This window comes from Limnohabitans lacus (genome assembly GCF_030053395.1).
Lineage (GTDB): Bacteria > Pseudomonadota > Gammaproteobacteria > Burkholderiales > Burkholderiaceae_C > Limnohabitans_A > Limnohabitans_A lacus.
Genome location: NZ_JASGBH010000003.1, coordinates 120,055 through 135,573, shown reverse-complemented (window position 1 = coordinate 135,573; position 15,519 = coordinate 120,055). Strand labels below are relative to the sequence as shown.

Annotated in this window: 18 protein-coding genes; 9 read left to right on the top strand and 9 right to left on the bottom strand. The window is 57.2% G+C overall.

What is annotated here, in order from left to right; genetic code table 11:
* The first annotated feature begins 16 nt into the window (after positions 1-16).
* Positions 17-796 (top strand): IclR family transcriptional regulator, encoded by a 780-nt coding sequence (locus QLQ16_RS05220; RefSeq protein ID WP_283223635.1) that lies wholly within the window; start codon positions 17-19, stop codon positions 794-796.
* Between the two features lie 57 nt (positions 797-853).
* Here QLQ16_RS05220 and QLQ16_RS05215 read toward each other — a convergent pair whose 3' ends face one another.
* Positions 854-1,876 carry a serine hydrolase gene (locus QLQ16_RS05215; RefSeq protein ID WP_283223634.1) on the bottom strand — a complete coding sequence of 341 codons (1,023 nt, stop codon included), beginning with the start codon at positions 1,874-1,876 and terminating at the stop codon, positions 854-856.
* Between QLQ16_RS05215 and QLQ16_RS05210 the strand changes: the two genes are divergently transcribed.
* Positions 1,824-2,018 carry a hypothetical protein gene (locus QLQ16_RS05210; RefSeq protein WP_283223881.1) on the top strand — a complete coding sequence of 65 codons (195 nt, stop codon included), beginning with the start codon at positions 1,824-1,826 and terminating at the stop codon, positions 2,016-2,018. The two genes, QLQ16_RS05215 and QLQ16_RS05210, sit on opposite strands and share 53 nt — an antisense overlap.
* 47 nt (positions 2,019-2,065) lie before the next feature.
* On the opposite strand, the gene QLQ16_RS05205 is transcribed toward QLQ16_RS05210, so the two are convergent.
* The 5 genes from QLQ16_RS05205 to QLQ16_RS05185 all read right to left on the bottom strand — a co-directional run bounded on the left by QLQ16_RS05205 (position 2,066) and on the right by QLQ16_RS05185 (position 8,047).
* Entirely contained in the window at positions 2,066-3,604 is a 1,539-nt protein-coding gene (locus tag QLQ16_RS05205; protein WP_283223633.1) for a 2-isopropylmalate synthase, read from the bottom strand.
* A gap of 196 nt (positions 3,605-3,800) precedes the next feature.
* Positions 3,801-4,616, bottom strand: a complete 816-nt coding sequence (gene pssA, locus QLQ16_RS05200) for a CDP-diacylglycerol--serine O-phosphatidyltransferase (RefSeq protein WP_431310380.1) — start codon at positions 4,614-4,616, stop codon at positions 3,801-3,803.
* A 117-nt stretch (positions 4,617-4,733) separates the two neighbouring features.
* On the bottom strand, positions 4,734-5,750 hold the full coding sequence (gene ilvC, locus QLQ16_RS05195; protein ID WP_283223632.1) for a ketol-acid reductoisomerase: 1,017 nt from the start codon (positions 5,748-5,750) through the stop codon (positions 4,734-4,736).
* Positions 5,751-5,789: 39 nt separating this feature from the next.
* Positions 5,790-6,281 carry an acetolactate synthase small subunit gene (gene ilvN / locus QLQ16_RS05190; protein ID WP_283223631.1) on the bottom strand — a complete coding sequence of 164 codons (492 nt, stop codon included), beginning with the start codon at positions 6,279-6,281 and terminating at the stop codon, positions 5,790-5,792.
* Positions 6,282-6,283: 2 nt separating this feature from the next.
* Positions 6,284-8,047, bottom strand: a complete 1,764-nt coding sequence (locus QLQ16_RS05185; protein ID WP_283223630.1) for an acetolactate synthase 3 catalytic subunit — start codon at positions 8,045-8,047, stop codon at positions 6,284-6,286.
* Positions 8,048-8,372: 325 nt separating this feature from the next.
* On the opposite strand from QLQ16_RS05185, the gene QLQ16_RS05180 reads away from it, so the two are divergent.
* The 6 genes from QLQ16_RS05180 to QLQ16_RS05155 are packed head-to-tail and all read left to right on the top strand — an operon-like array spanning position 8,373 to position 11,571.
* The gene (locus QLQ16_RS05180) at positions 8,373-8,936 is read left to right on the top strand and encodes an RNA polymerase sigma factor (protein WP_283223629.1); all 564 of its coding nucleotides are present in this window, start codon (positions 8,373-8,375) and stop codon (positions 8,934-8,936) included.
* Positions 8,933-9,379 (top strand): DUF3619 family protein, encoded by a 447-nt coding sequence (locus tag QLQ16_RS05175; protein WP_283223628.1) that lies wholly within the window; start codon positions 8,933-8,935, stop codon positions 9,377-9,379. Before QLQ16_RS05180 ends, QLQ16_RS05175 begins: the two co-directional genes overlap by 4 nt.
* Complete coding sequence (locus QLQ16_RS05170) at positions 9,372-10,052, top strand: DUF3106 domain-containing protein (RefSeq protein WP_283223627.1); 681 nt, start codon at positions 9,372-9,374, stop codon at positions 10,050-10,052. The genes QLQ16_RS05175 and QLQ16_RS05170 overlap by 8 nt, the downstream gene beginning before the upstream one ends.
* Positions 10,053-10,102: 50 nt before the next feature.
* Positions 10,103-10,558 (top strand): RDD family protein, encoded by a 456-nt coding sequence (locus QLQ16_RS05165; protein ID WP_283223870.1) that lies wholly within the window; start codon positions 10,103-10,105, stop codon positions 10,556-10,558.
* Between the two features lie 12 nt (positions 10,559-10,570).
* The gene (locus QLQ16_RS05160) at positions 10,571-10,975 is read left to right on the top strand and encodes a diacylglycerol kinase (protein WP_283223626.1); all 405 of its coding nucleotides are present in this window, start codon (positions 10,571-10,573) and stop codon (positions 10,973-10,975) included.
* Positions 10,976-10,983: 8 nt separating this feature from the next.
* Positions 10,984-11,571, top strand: coding sequence for an LOG family protein (locus QLQ16_RS05155; protein WP_283223625.1), 588 nt, complete (start codon positions 10,984-10,986; stop codon positions 11,569-11,571).
* Between the two features lie 48 nt (positions 11,572-11,619).
* On the opposite strand, the gene QLQ16_RS05150 is transcribed toward QLQ16_RS05155, so the two are convergent.
* Entirely contained in the window at positions 11,620-11,958 is a 339-nt protein-coding gene (locus QLQ16_RS05150; RefSeq protein WP_283223624.1) for a P-II family nitrogen regulator, read from the bottom strand.
* A 21-nt stretch (positions 11,959-11,979) separates the two neighbouring features.
* On the bottom strand, positions 11,980-13,653 hold the full coding sequence (locus tag QLQ16_RS05145) for an NAD+ synthase (RefSeq protein ID WP_283223623.1): 1,674 nt from the start codon (positions 13,651-13,653) through the stop codon (positions 11,980-11,982).
* Positions 13,654-13,666: 13 nt separating this feature from the next.
* Between QLQ16_RS05145 and QLQ16_RS05140 the strand changes: the two genes are divergently transcribed.
* Positions 13,667-14,839 carry a GNAT family N-acetyltransferase gene (locus QLQ16_RS05140; protein WP_431310379.1) on the top strand — a complete coding sequence of 391 codons (1,173 nt, stop codon included), beginning with the start codon at positions 13,667-13,669 and terminating at the stop codon, positions 14,837-14,839.
* Positions 14,840-14,915: 76 nt separating this feature from the next.
* Here the strand turns inward: QLQ16_RS05140 and ppa are convergent, their stop codons facing one another.
* On the bottom strand, positions 14,916-15,446 hold the full coding sequence (gene ppa / locus QLQ16_RS05135; RefSeq protein WP_283223621.1) for an inorganic diphosphatase: 531 nt from the start codon (positions 15,444-15,446) through the stop codon (positions 14,916-14,918).
* Positions 15,447-15,519 lie beyond the last annotated feature (73 nt).

The following is a 15,519-nucleotide window of genomic DNA, read 5'->3' as shown; positions in this document are numbered from 1 at the left end:
GGACTTGGCAAGCCCCATGAAAAAAGAACAAACCCTCGCTCCTACCCCCACGATCCAGGTGATTGAACGCATGTTCTCGCTGATCGATGTGCTCGCCTCACGCGAGGAGGCCATCTCACTCAAAGAGATCAGCGAGAAAACCGGTTTGCACCCCTCCACAGCGCACCGGATCTTGAACGACTTGGCCACGGGCCGTTTTGTAGACCGGCCCGAAGCCGGCAGTTACCGATTGGGCATGCGCCTGCTGGAGTTGGGCAACTTGGTCAAAGGACGCCTGAACGTGCGCGATGCGGCCTTGGCGCCCATGCGAGAGTTGCACAAGCTGATCCAGCAACCGGTCAACTTGAGCATGCGACAAGGCGACGAGATCGTCTACATCGAACGGGCCTACAGCGAGCGATCTGGCATGCAGGTGGTGCGCGCGATCGGTGGCCGTGCGCCTTTGCATTTGACGTCGGTGGGCAAATTGTTTTTGGCCGCCGATGACCCGCTGCGGGTGCGCTCTTACGCCACACGCACCGGCCTGTCGGGCCAAACCCGCAACAGCATCACCCAGTTGCAAGTCCTCGAGCGCGAGCTGTCCCGCGTCAAGCAGTACGGCATTGCCCGCGACAACGAAGAGCTGGAACTGGGCGTGCGCTGCATCGCTGCGGGCATCTACGACGACCAAGGCAAATTGCTGGCAGGCTTGTCAATCTCGGCCCCAGCGGACCGCTTGGATGAAGGGTGGCTGCCCAAACTGCAAACGGCCGCCCGAGAGATCTCGGCCACACTGGGCTACAGCGAGGGACGTTAAACCCTCTCCCACAAAAAAAGGCCTCGCAAGAGGCCTTTTTTTGTGGGAGATGCGCGATCAGCTGGGCAACTGATCGGTCAGCGCCAGGTGCTTGGAGCCAGACAAAGAAGGCGATTTTTCCACCCAACGGCGCACACGCTCAGCATCGGCAATACGGCTGAGTTTGCCTGCTGAATCCAGGAACACCATGATCAGCTTGCGGCCTGACACTTGGGCTTGCATGACCAAGCACTGACCGGCTTCGTTGATGAAGCCTGTTTTTTGCAAACCGATGTCCCACTGCGGACTTTTGACCAAACGGTTGGTGTTGTTGTATTGCAAGGTGCGGTGACCCACGGCAATTTCACGGCCAGGCGAGGTGGACAGCTCACGCAAAACTGGTTCTTTGTAGGCGGCACCTACCAGCGTGGCCAGGTCATGGGCGCTGGACTGGTTGTTGCTCGACAAGCCTGTGGGCTCGACGTAACGCGTGTCTTTCATGCCCAAGGCCTTGGCGCGAGCGTTCATGCGAGAGACAAAAACATCCAGACCGCCAGGAAATGTTCGGCCCAATGCATGGGAAGCACGGTTTTCACTCGACATGAGGGCCAAATGCAGGAGATCACCTCGGCTAAGGACGCTGCCCACCGCCAAACGGGAAGAACTGCCTTTTTCGGTGTCCACATCGTCCTGGGTAATGGTGATCATCTCCGACATGGGCAATTGGGCCTCAGAAATGACCAGGCCGGTCATCAACTTGGTCAAAGACGCGATAGGCAAGACGGCTTGGTCGTTCTTGCGCAGCAAAACTTCACGCGTGTCTTGGTCAATCACCAAGGCCACGCTGGAGCGCAAATCCAAGGGGTCAGAAGTGGCATGCAAGCCCGCCTTTTGACCAAAAGACGCCCGCATGGGTGCTGCGGCGACCGAGCGTGCAGGGGCAAAACGTTTGGCGTTGGCCGAGCTGACCGTTGCTTTTTTGGCGACTTTGGCCTGCTTGGGCGCACTGGCAGTCACTGGTTTGGATTTTGTCGGTTGAGCTGATGCGTTGGCCAAAGCTGGCGCGCTCAACAAAACGCTCAACAAGCCTGCGCTCAACATCACAACAATTCGTGGTGTTGAGTGGCTGGAGAAGGAGGAAAAAACAGTGGGGATCAGGCGCATTGCAATGGTTTTAACAGCATTCACATTGAATATTACCTCAGAGTTTAATCAAATAAAAAAAGTCACGCAAGAACAATAACTTGCGTGACTTTTGTAAAGTTGAATAGTACTCCCTAAGGTTTCATTTCAACCTTGTGCGGCCACCCTGTCGGCCTTGCTTTGCAGTTTGTTGAGCGCGCTCAGATACGCTTTGGCTGAAGCCACCACAATGTCGGGGTCCGAGCCCACCCCGTTGACGACCCGGCCGCTGTTTTGCAAACGCACCGTCACTTCACCCTGGCTTTCGGTCGACCCGCTGATGGCATTGACCGAATACAGCACCATTTCGGCACCGCTTTTGACGATGGCCTCGATGGCTTTAAGGGAAGCATCGACCGGGCCGTTGCCGTCGGATTGACCATGCATTTCTTTGCCAGCCACGGTGAAGACCACCGACGCCTGAGGGCGTTCGCCGGTTTCGCTGTGCTGGGACATGGAGACAAAGCCAAACTGCTCTTTCTCGGCGGTGACGCTTTCATCGCTCACCAGGGCCAAGATGTCTTCGTCAAAAATTTCACTCTTGCGGTCGGCCAATTCCTTGAATTTGGCGAAGGCGTTGTTGATTTCGGTTTCGCTTTCCAGAACGACGCCCAAATCCTGCAAGCGCTGCTTGAAGGCATTGCGCCCGCTGAGTTTGCCCAACACGATCTTGTTGGTCGTCCAGCCCACATCTTCGGCACGCATGATTTCGTAGGTGTCGCGTGCCTTGAGCACGCCGTCTTGGTGAATGCCGGATGCATGCGCAAAGGCATTGGCCCCCACCACCGCCTTGTTGGGCTGGACCACAAAACCGGTGGTCTGACTGACCATGCGGCTGGCTGCCACGATGTGGCTGGCATCAATGCCCACGTCCAGACCAAAATAATCGCGGCGGGTTTTGACCGCCATGACCACCTCTTCGAGTGAGCAGTTGCCTGCGCGTTCACCCAGCCCGTTGATGGTGCACTCCACTTGGCGGGCTCCACCGATCTTCACGCCAGCCAAAGAGTTGGCCACCGCCATGCCCAAATCGTTGTGGCAATGCACCGACCAAATGGCTTTGTCAGAGTTGGGGATGCGCTCACGCAAGGTTTTGATGAAATTGCCGTACAACTCAGGCACGGCATAGCCCACGGTGTCGGGCACGTTGATGGTGGTGGCACCCTCCGCGATCACGGCTTCGAGCACGCGGCACAGGAAATCCATGTCACTGCGGTAACCGTCTTCGGGGCTGAACTCGATGTCCCCCACCAAATTGCGGGCAAAACGCACCGATTGCTTGGCTTGCTCAAACACCTGGTCGGGCGTCATGCGCAGCTTCTTTTCCATGTGCAAAGGCGACGTGGCGATGAAGGTGTGAATGCGGCCACTGTTGGCGCCTTTGAGGGCTTCGGCCGCGCGAGCGATGTCGCGGTCGTTGGCGCGCGACAAAGAACAAATGGTCGAGTCTTTGATCGCGTTGGCGATGGTTTGCACGGCTTCGAAGTCGCCGTTGGAGCTGGCTGCAAAACCGGCTTCGATGACATCCACGCGCAGGCGTTCCAGTTGACGGGCGATGCGCAACTTTTCGTCGCGGGTCATGGAGGCGCCGGGCGACTGCTCGCCATCGCGCAAGGTGGTGTCAAAAATGATCAATTTGTCAGACATATTCGCTCCTGGTCAAAACCCGCAATTCCATGCACCAATGCAAAAGGCCCGTTGCGGATGGCATACGGGCCTTTGAGGACAATGTTCGCGTGCGCTACACATCCCGCCCGTGAGGCGTTAGCAGTAGTGCCAGCAAAGATTTGTTCATGGGTTCACTTTAGCACAGAAAAATCAGCCACCTGTCATGGGCATGACATCACTGATGAAGGCCCCGCTCTTCGGGCTCGTCGGTCGAGGTGCTGATCATGCTGGTCGGCTGGCCTTTGGCTTTGCGCCAGATGTAGATGGCGTAGCCACTGAGGCCATAACCCACAAAAATTGCAAACAGCACCGTGGGCGGATCAATGTTGACCACCGCAATCCCCAGCGCCACCAAAACCAGTGAGACGAAGGGCACTGTCTTCTTCATGTGCATGTCTTTGAAGCTGTAAAACGGCACGTTGGTCACCATGGTCAGGCCGGAGAAAAGTGCCACAGCGAACATCCACCAAGCCACGCTTTGCGGATCAATGGCGTTTTCCATCATGATCCAGATGAAACCCGTCACCAAAGCAGCTGCCGCAGGTGAAGGGAGACCTTGGAAATAACGCTTGTCCACCACTGCCGTGTTGACGTTGAACCGCGCCAGGCGAAGCGCGGCGCAAGCGCAGTAAACAAACGCCGCAATCCAACCCCAACGCCCCAAACCCTTGAGGCCCCAGACGTAGGCAATCAGCGCGGGGGCCGCACCAAAGGAAACCATATCGGAAAGGGAATCCATTTGCTCGCCAAACGCGCTTTGCGTATTGGTCATGCGGGCCACGCGACCGTCCAGACTGTCGAGCACCATGGCGCACAAAATGCCCACAGTGGCCAAATCAAAACGGCCATTCATGGCCATAACGATGGCGTAAAAACCGCCAAACAGTGCGGCCAAGGTGATCATGTTGGGCAACATGTAGATGCCCTTGGATGGCTTGCGCGATGCCGCCGCGGTGTCGGCATCTTCGGATTTATCGATATCGTTGTTCATCATCCATTCCTGTCCTGATGCGAGTGGCGTTTTGCCCCAAGCCCTCAGTTTAAGCGAGTCTGCCAGCCATGAAAAAAGGCCACCGCAGTGGCCTTTTTCAGTTTTGCCCAGGGCAAATCAGTTGCGGGTTTGGTCAACCAGCTTGTTCTTGGCAATCCAAGGCATCATGGCGCGCAGTTGAGCGCCGACTTGCTCGATCGAGTGCTCGGCGTTCAAGCGACGGCGAGCCGTCATGCTGGGGTAGTTGGTGCGGCCTTCCAAGATGAACATCTTGGCGTATTCACCAGTCTGGATGCGCTTCAAGGCGTTGCGCATGGCTTCGCGCGACTTCTCGTTGATGACTTCGGTGCCGGTCACGTACTCACCATACTCCGCGTTGTTGGAGATGGAGTAGTTCATGTTGGCGATACCGCCTTCGTACATGAGGTCAACGATCAACTTGAGTTCGTGCAAGCACTCGAAGTAAGCCATTTCAGGGGCGTAGCCAGCTTCGGTCAATGTCTCGAAGCCCATCTTCACCAGTTCCACCGCGCCGCCGCACAGAACGGCTTGCTCGCCGAACAAGTCGGTTTCGGTTTCTTCTTTGAAGTTGGTCTCGATGATGCCGCCTTTGCCGCCACCGTTGGCCATGGCGTAGGACAGGGCCAGGTCACGGGCTTTGCCGGACTTGTCCTGGTACACAGCGATCAAAGAGGGCACGCCGCCGCCTTTGAGGTATTCCGAGCGCACGGTGTGGCCTGGGCCCTTGGGGGCAACCATGATCACGTCCAAATCAGCGCGGGGCACGACCTGGTTGTAATGCACGTTGAAGCCGTGAGCAAAAGCCAAGGTGGCGCCTTGCTTCATGTTGGGAGCTACGTTGTTTTGGTAGACCTCAGGGATGTTCTCGTCAGGCAACAAGATCATGACCACGTCAGCGGCTTTGACAGCGTCGTTGACTTCCATGACGGTGAGGCCAGCTTTGGCCACTTTGTCCCACGATGCGCCACCTTTGCGCAGACCGACGACGACTTTCACGCCGCTTTCGTTCAGGTTCTGGGCGTGTGCGTGACCTTGCGAGCCGTAGCCAATGATGGCGACGGTTTTGCCTTTGATCAGGGACAGATCACAGTCTTTGTCGTAAAAAACTTTCATGGGGGTTCTCCTTAGGAATAAACAGGTCAGTGAGTGGGTTTAGACGCGCAGGATGCGCTCGCCGCGCCCGATACCGCATGCACCCGTGCGCACGGTCTCCAAAATGGCACTGCGGTCGATCGCCTCCAAAAAGGCGTCGTTCTTGGTCTGGTCACCGGTCAGCTCAATGGTGTAGCTCTTGTCGGTGACGTCGATCACGCGGCCGCGGAAGATGTCGGCCATGCGTTTCATTTCTTCGCGTTCCTTGCCCACGGCACGCACCTTCACGAGCATCAACTCGCGCTCGGTGTAAGCGCCTTCGGTCAGGTCAACCACCTTCACCACCTCGATCAGGCGGTTCAGGTGCTTGGTGATTTGCTCGATCACGTCGTCCGACCCTGCGGTCTGGATGGTCATGCGCGACAGGCTCGGGTCTTCGGTGGGGGCCACGGTCAGAGACTCGATGTTGTAGCCACGCGCCGAGAACAAGCCCACCACGCGGGACAAAGCGCCCGCTTCGTTTTCAATCAGTACAGCGATGATGTGTTTCATGATTACAGGTCCTCCACGCCCAAAAGCATCTCGGTGATGCCCTTGCCGGCCTGCACCATCGGGAACACGTTTTCAGTCGGGTCCGTGCGGATGTCCAAGAAAACCGTGCGGTCCTTGAGTCTGCGAGCTTCGCGCAAGGCGGGCTCTACATCTTCCGGTTTTTCAACCAAGATGCCGACGTGACCGTAAGCCTCTGCCAATTTGACGAAATTGGGCAAGGCGTCCATGTAGCTGTGGCTGTAACGACCGGAGTAATCAATCTCCTGCCACTGGCGCACCATACCCAAGAAACCATTGTTCAGTGCCACCACTTTGATGGGTGTGTTGTACTGCAGGCAGGTCGAGAGTTCCTGGATGCACATCTGCACCGAGCCCTCACCCGTGACGCAGAACACTTCGCTGTCTGGTTTGGCCAGTTTGATGCCCATGGCGTAGGGAATGCCCACGCCCATGGTGCCCAAACCACCAGAGTTGATCCAGCGGCGTGGTTCGTTGAACTTGTAATACTGAGCGGCCCACATCTGGTGCTGCCCCACATCGGATGTGATGTACGCATCTGCATCCTTGGTCATGTCCCACAAGGTCTCAATGACTTTTTGGGGCTTGATGACTTGCGAATTGCTGTTGTCGTACTTCATGCAATCGCGTTTACGCCAGCCTTCAACCGTTTCCCACCACTGGGCCAAGGCCTGTGGATCGGGCTTTTGGCCAGACTCACGGATCATGCCCATGAGCTCGGTCAGGACGTCTTTCACGTCGCCCACGATGGGCACATCAACCTTGACACGCTTGGAGATGCTCGAGGGGTCAATGTCAATGTGGATGATCTTGCGGTCCACCGAAGCGAAGTGCTTGGGGTTGCCGATGACGCGGTCGTCAAACCGGGCGCCCACGGCCAGCAAAACATCACAGTTCTGCATGGCGTTGTTGGCCTCGAGCGTGCCGTGCATGCCCAGCATGCCCAAAAACCGGCGGTCGGTCGCGGGGAAAGCTCCCAGACCCATCAAGGTGTTGGTGACCGGCACGTTGAGCATGTCCACCAAAGCACGCAGTTCAGCGCTGGCGTTGCTCAGCAAAACACCGCCGCCGGTGTAAATGTAAGGACGCTTGGCCCCCATCAACAACTGCAAGGCCTTGCGAATTTGACCACCGTGACCTTTGCGCACGGGGTTGTAAGAGCGCATCTCAACAGACTCGGGGTAACCCGTGTAAAGGGTCTTGTTGAATGAAACGTCTTTCGGAATGTCCACCACCACAGGACCGGGACGACCGCTGCGTGCGATGTGGAAAGCCTTTTTCATGGTCTCGGCCATGTCTTTGGCATCCTTGACCAAGAAGTTGTGCTTGACGATGGGGCGGGTGATGCCCACGGTGTCACACTCTTGGAAGGCATCGAGACCGATGGCAGCAGTCGGCACCTGGCCGCTGATGATCACCATGGGGATGCTGTCCATGTAAGCCGTGGCGATGCCGGTCACGGCGTTGGTCAGGCCAGGACCCGAAGTCACCAATGCCACGCCCACTTCACCGGTGGCGCGGGCAAAGCCGTCCGCAGCGTGCACGGCGGCTTGCTCGTGTCGCACCAAAACGTGCTGAATCGTGTCTTGTTTGTAAAAAGCGTCGTAGATGTGGAGCACGGCTCCACCGGGATAGCCCCAGATGTATTGCACGTTCTCAGCTTGGAGCGCTTTGACCAGAATTTCTGCGCCGCGAAGCTCTTGTCCGCTGGCCGCGGGCTTTGCCGTTTCGGCTTTGTTCATGTCCATATTCAACCTTTGTGAATTTCTCTAACGAAAAACCTTGGGTGCCCCTGGGCTCGACTCTTTTGAAGTGGCTTTGGGACTTGAGACCACCGACATGGGCACCAAACTGTAAATGTGCCGGACGGTGATCCGTTTGCTTTTTTTCAATTGCAATCGCGCATTATCGCATTTGTACAGCCGGTTTCCAAAAACGCAGGTGATCAGCACAAAGCCTGACCCGCCCGGTGACATAATCGCCTCGTCTTCATGCAAGGCCCAAGCTGCGGCACTGCATGATCATTTCATTACAAACAGGCAACGGCCTCGTCAGTGCGAAGGCTGAACAATTTTGGCATCCGACTCAGAACTTTCAGATTTTCTGAAAAACGTGGAAAAAAAGGCGTTTAAACGCGCCTACTACCATGTTCGCGATGAAGATGCGGCCTTGGATATTCTCCAGGACAGCATGATCAAGCTGTGCACCAACTACGCAGACAAGCCCTTGGCCGAACTGCCCTTGTTGTTCCAACGCATTCTGTCCAACACGGTTTTGGACTGGTTTCGCAGGCAAAAAACCAAAAATGCGCTGTTTTCTAATTTGAGTGACTTTGACTCCGACGATGGTGGCGGGGATTTTGACCTTCTGGAAGTCAGCGCCAACAGCCAGGAGGCCGGCGCCGAGAGCGCTGAACAGTGGATTGGCAGGGTACAAACCCTCGAACACATCGAAAGTGCCATCATGACCTTGCCTCCTCGTCAACGGGAAGCCTTCCTGCTGCGTTATTGGGAGGAGTTGGACGTGGCAGAGACCGCGGCCGTGATGGGCTGCTCAGAAGGCAGTGTCAAAACCCATTGTTCTCGGGCCATTCAGGCGCTGAGTCAAACTTTGGAAAACCAGGGATTGAGACCATGAAAAACCAAAAAACTGCTGCAGAAATGAACATGGACCGCTTGGGACGACAACTTTCCGCCCAACTGAGCTTGGCCACGCCTGGCCTGCCCCACGACATTTCTGAACGCTTGCGGGTTGCCCGCCATTTGGCCATGGCGCAACGCAAGCCCGCCGTGCAACTGGGATTTGCCAAAAACACCCAGATCAACAGCAATGGCACCTTGACCGGATCCGGTGACGAGGGCCTGAACCTCTGGAGCTTTTTGGCGTCTGCCTTGCCCGTGCTGGCCTTGGTCATTGGACTGGGCGCGATCCAGTGGATCCAACAAGACAACCGCACCAACGAGTTGGCCGCCATTGACTCGGCGTTATTGACCGATGAATTACCCCCAGATGCCTATGCCGATGCAGGTTTTGTTAAGTTTTTGAAACAAGGGCTCAGCGACAGTGGCAAAAATGACTGAGATCCATCGACTTTCGTGGTCTTGGGCGGCCCTGCGCTTGGCGGCTTGCGGCATGCTCTTGGGCGCATGGCTGCTCACGGCCACTGCGCAATCACCCACCAGTTCTGCAGCGAGCGCCCCTGTCCTGTCGTCGGCCAGCAGCTGGCAACAATTGACACCACAACAAAAAAAGGCGCTCTCACCTCTGGCCAGTCAATGGGGCCAATTGACGCCGCAGCAGCAAAGCAAATGGCTGGCCATTTCGCAAAATTTCTCTCAATGGCCGGCCAGCGAGCAAGCCACCATGCACACCCGCATGGCCGATTGGGTGGCCTTAAGCCCTCAGCAGCGCAACCAGGCCCGGTTCAACTTCAATACGGTCCAAAGTCTGCCCAAAGAGGACAAAAAAGCTAAATGGGAAGCCTATCAAGCCTTGTCCGCTGAAGACAAACGCACGCTCGCCGTCGGCACACCTGCACCGTCCAAAAGTGCCGCCACCATCTCCAAGCCAGCAGACGCGGTTCGCTTGGTCGCGCCAACCACACGCAACATTGACAGCGCCAAGGACATCACCCGTCCTGCCGCCAGCGCTCAGCCTTTGGACCGCAAGACCCTCTTGCCACAGGCCCCCAAAGCGGTTGAATTACCGGCACCCACAGGCCCCGTGTCGAACACTGAAGGCTCATCCTCTTGACGAAGTCTGCTTCTGGGACAGCCGTCCCCACGAATTTGCGCGCCCCCTCCCTGAAACGAAGAATGGCTTGCTGGCTCTATGAAGGCATGCTGCTGTTTGGCGTTGTTTTCATTTCAGCTTATCTCTTCAGCGCCCTCAGCCAAACCCGACATGCCATGGATCACCGTCCAGGCTTGCAAGCCTTTGTTTTCTTGATTCTGGGCATTTACTTCACCTGGTTTTGGTCGCGTGGCCAAACCCTGGCCATGAAAACCTGGCACATCCGCGCTGTGGACACGCAAGGGCTGCCGCTCACCCAAAGCCGAGCCCTTCTGCGGTACTTGCTGAGTTGGTTTTGGTTCTTTCCGCCTCTGCTGATCACTTACCCCTTTGCTCTGCCAGCACTGGAAGTGGGCGTCATCACCTTGGGTTGGGTGGCGGTCTGGGCCTTGCTCAGTCGTTTTCACCCCCAAGACCAGTTTTGGCATGATGCATGGGCGGGCACCCGCCTGATTTCCGCCCAATAAAGATTTTTCTCCATGTCCGAAAACCCAACGCCCCCAGAGTCCGTCAACCCACAAAAAGCAAGAAGAGGTCTAAACCGCGTGCTTCATGCGGGCGGCTATTCGATCGAAGGGCTCAAGGCAGGATGGCACGAAACCGCCTTTCGACAAGAAGCCTTGGCGGCCGTCGTGATGCTCCCCCTGGCCTTTTGGCTGGGACAAAGCTGGGTAGAAACCGCCCTCTTGGCCGGATCGGTTTTGCTGGTCATGATTGTTGAATTGCTCAACACCAGCGTGGAGTCGGCGATTGACCGGATCGGGCCCGAATGGCACGACCTGTCCAAACGGGCCAAAGACATGGGCAGCGCCGCCGTCTTGCTGAGCCTGCTTTTGTGCCTGGGCATTTGGGCCGCCGCGCTCAAGCCCATCTTGGTGGGCTGAACCGAGACATGTCGCCCCCTAATTTTTCCATCTGCGTATATTGCGGCTCCCGTCCAGGAGACGATCCGCGCTTTGCCCAAGTCGCGCGCCAAGTCGGCCAATGGATAGGGTCGCATGGCGGCCAGTTGGTTTACGGAGGCGGTCGCAATGGCCTCATGGGCATCGTGGCTCAAGCCACGCTCGCCGCGGGCGGTCAGGTGGTGGGCATCATCCCCAGCGCCTTGGTCGAAAAAGAATGGGCACACCACGGCCTGACCGAGTTGCATGTGGTGGACACCATGCACGAGCGCAAACGGATGATGGCCGAGCGGGCCGATGCGTTCTTGGCCTTGCCAGGCGGGATCGGCACCTTCGAAGAGTTGTTTGAAGTGTGGACCTGGCGCCAACTGGGCTACCACGACAAGCCCATTGGCATCCTCAATTGCCATGGCTACTACGACGGCCTGACGGCTTTCATCGCCCAAGTCGTTCGGCACGACTTCATGGGTCAGTGGCAAAACGAGCTGGTCAGCGTTCAAAGCGATGCAGCGGCATTGCTGACTTCGCTGGTGGAGCAATCCGGCTTGAGTCTTCCTTCTCGGACAGAACTGATCTGAAGAAATAGACCCGGTTTGTGGCGCATCGCCAAGCCGGGTCAGCGTCCATCAGACGGCGGTATCGTCCTCTTCGCCGGTACGGATACGCACCACGCGTTCCACCGAAGTCACAAAAATCTTGCCGTCACCAATTTTGCCTGTGCGAGCGGCCTTGATGATGGCGTCCACGCAACGATCAACATCGTCGTCTTTCACGACCACTTCCACTTTCACTTTGGGCAAGAAATCCACCACGTATTCGGCACCACGGTACAACTCGGTGTGGCCTTTTTGACGACCAAAACCCTTGACTTCGGTGACGGTGAGACCGGTCACGCCACATTCGGCCAGGCCTTCGCGGACTTCTTCCAGCTTGAATGGTTTGATGACGGCGGTGATCTGTTTCATGGGAACATCCTCTGAGAAAAGTTAAGCGCGAAATTGATTGGTCATAGGATAACGCCAATCCTTGCCAAAACTGCGGTGGGTGACGCGAATCCCCACGGGCGCTTGACGGCGCTTGTACTCGTTGAGCTTGATCAGGCGGGTGACCTTTTCCACATCGGCCCGCTCAAAACCATCTGCGATCAAAGCTTCAACGCCCTCATCGTTTTCCATGTAACGCTCAATGATTGCGTCCAGCACCTCATACGCAGGCAAGCTGTCCTGGTCTTTTTGATCAGGTCGCAGCTCGGCGCTCGGTGGCCGGGTGATGATCCGCTCCGGAATGGGCTGGCTGCCGGTGCCGTAAGGGTCATTCAGATTGCGCCAGCGGGCCAAGTCAAACACTCGGGTTTTGACCACGTCCTTGATCACGGCGAAACCGCCCGCCATGTCGCCATACAGGGTGCAGTAGCCAGTGGCCATTTCGCTTTTGTTGCCGGTGGTCAGCACAATGGCGCCGGTTTTATTGGACAAGGCCATCAGCAAGGTGCCACGGATGCGGGCCTGAATGTTCTCTTCGGTCGTGTCTTCTTTCAAGCCCGCAAACTGGCTGGACAAGGCTTGCTTGAAGCCATCAAACAATGGCGAAATCGCGATCTCGTCGTAGCGCACACCCAGACGCTTGACCATGTCGCGTGAATCGATCCAGCTGATGTCTGCTGTGTACGGCGAAGGCATCATGACCGCGTGGATCTTGTCCGCACCGAGGGCATCCACCGCGATGGCCAATACCAGGGCCGAATCGATGCCGCCGGACAAACCCAAAATCGCGCCCTTGAAACCGTTTTTGCCCAAGTAGTCACGCACGCCCAGGACCAAAGCGTCCCAAAGTTCGGCCTCTGTGGATGGCAAAGCCTCTACGGACTGGCCCGCACCGGTCAAGGCCACACGGCCCTGGCGCCAATCGGCTTGCACCACCATCTTCGCTTCACGAAAGCCCGCCGCTCTGGCCACCACTTGACCAGCGCCATCCAGAGCGAAAGAGCGGCCTTCAAAAATCACCTCGTCCTGCCCACCCACCAAATGGGCGTAGACCAAAGGCAGGCCACAGTCGGTCACGCGCTCGCGCATGCGTTGCTCGCGCTCGGCGCTCTTGCCCGCATGAAAGGGCGAGGCATTGAGCACCGCCAGGACCTGGGCCCCAGCGTCCCGCGCCAGTCGGGCGGGCTCATCAAACCAGGCATCCTCACAAATGAGCAAGCCCACGCGAATGCCATCGATCTCGAACACCCCCACGCCATCGCCGGGCGTGAAATAACGCCGCTCATCAAACACTTGGTAATTGGGCAATTCGCGCTTGTCGTAGCAGGCGACCACCTGACCTTCGCACAGCACCGATGCGCGGTTGTGGCGACGCGTCACGGCCACACTGCGCGAGCGCAGGCCACCGCCTTCGGGGTGACCCACCACCACGTGCAAGCCTTTTAACCCAGCCAGCCCCTGGGCCACTGTTTTCAAGGCATCATCACAGGCATCGATGAAGGCGGGGCGCAGCAGCAAATCTTCGGCGGCATAGCCGCAAATGGAAAGCTCAGGCGTGAGCACCAAGCGGGCGCCTTGAGCATAGGCCTCGGAAGCGGCATCGATGATCTTGCGGGCATTGCCCGGCATGTCGCCCACGACGAAATTGAGCTGAGCCACACAAATTTGGAGAGTCATACAGGTGCAAGAAGTGAGCTTGAATTATGTCATCCGGGTGCTCGATGATCTGGATGCCATCGACGCCTGCGCTTGGGACGCTTTGCTGGCCATTCAAGACGCCCCCACACCTTTCATGCGCCATGCCTATTTGTCGGCCATGCAGCGCAGCGGCTCAGCCTGCCCCGAGACCGGCTGGACCTTGAGGGTCATCACCCTGTGGCAAGCCAGCGCCAAGGGCGATACGCTGGCAGCAGCGTGTGCGGTTTATTTGAAAACCCATTCCCGTGGCGAATACGTGTTCGACTTTGCTTGGGCCGATGCTTACGAACGCCACGGCCTGGCTTATTACCCCAAGGCCTTGGTGGCCTGCCCATTCACGCCTGTGCCAGGCTCTCGCTTGCTGGCGGAATCGCCTCATGCGCGGCAAGCCCTGATGAGTGCCCTGCGCCAATGGTGCGAAGGGCAAGAATTGCCCTCCTTGCACATTTTGTTTGCCAGTGACGACGACCTCAAAGCCTGCCAACAAGCGGGCATGCTCGAGCGCAGCCAGGTGCAGTTTCACTGGCAAAACCAAGGCTGGCGAGACTTTGATGACTTCTTGGGCAGCCTGAACCAGGAAAAGCGCAAAAAAATCCGCCAAGAGCGGCGCAAAGTCCAACAAGCTGGCGTGACGTTTCGCGCCGTGCGAGGCCCCGACATGCAAGCCGATGACTGGGCCTTGCTGGTGCGTTGCTACCAGCAGACCTATTGGGAACACGGCAATCCGCCCTACCTGCAACCCGGCTTTTTCGAAGCCATGCAAAAAGAGATGCCCGAAAACTGGCTGCTCTTTGTGGCCGAACACGGTTCACAAGCGATTGGGATCAGCCTGATCGGCCTGCGACTGGACGCACAGGGCCAGCCCGATGTGGCCTACGGCCGCTATTGGGGGGCCTTGGCGCGGGTGGACTGCCTGCACTTTGAGGCTTGTTATTACCAGCCCATAGCGTGGTGCATCGCGCAAGGCGTGAAACGTTTTGAAGGGGGCGCACAAGGCGAGCACAAAATGGCGCGGGCGCTGTTGCCCACCCCCACGCACAGCGCCCATTGGCTGGCGCACCCAGACTTTTCAGACGCGGTTGAGCGCTATCTGGCGCGTGAATCGCAAGGTGTGTCCCATTACATGGACGAATTGCAAGCGCACTCACCCCTGAAGAAGGGCTGAAAACAAAAATGCCTGCAGGGCAAACCGTGCAGGCATTAGGGACTGCTCAGGGCTTGGCGCCCCGAGCCTGAAGGCATCAAGCCTTGTTGTAGTTGGCGATACCGTCCAGGATTTCCTGGTGTGCAGCGTCTTTGCCTTCCCAGCCTTTGACCTTGACCCACTTGCCTTTTTCAAGGTCTTTGTAGTGTTCAAAGAAGTGGGCGATTTGCTTGAGTTGCAGTTCGTGGATGTCGTCCAGGGTCTTGATGTTGGCATAGCTGGCCAGGATTTTTTCAGTCGGCACAGCCAACACCTTGCCGTCCATACCGCCTTCGTCTTCCATCAACAAAATGCCCAAAGCACGGCAAGGGACGACCACGCCAGGTGGCAGCGGGAATGGGGTCATCACCAGCACGTCCACGGGGTCGCCATCGCCTGCAATGGTTTGGGGCACATAACCGTAGTTGGTGGGGTAATGCATGGCCGTACCCATGAAACGGTCCACAAACAGAGCACCAGAATCTTTATCGACTTCGTACTTCACGGGATCGGAGTTCATCGGGATTTCAATGATCACGTTGAACGCTTCAGGAACTTTGCTGCCTGGGGTGACTTTGTTCAGGGACATGGGTGTCTCGTTGGAAAAGTTGAGGGAATGGAAATCCTAGGGATTAACCCCGATTTTACTTTCACAGGGCTTG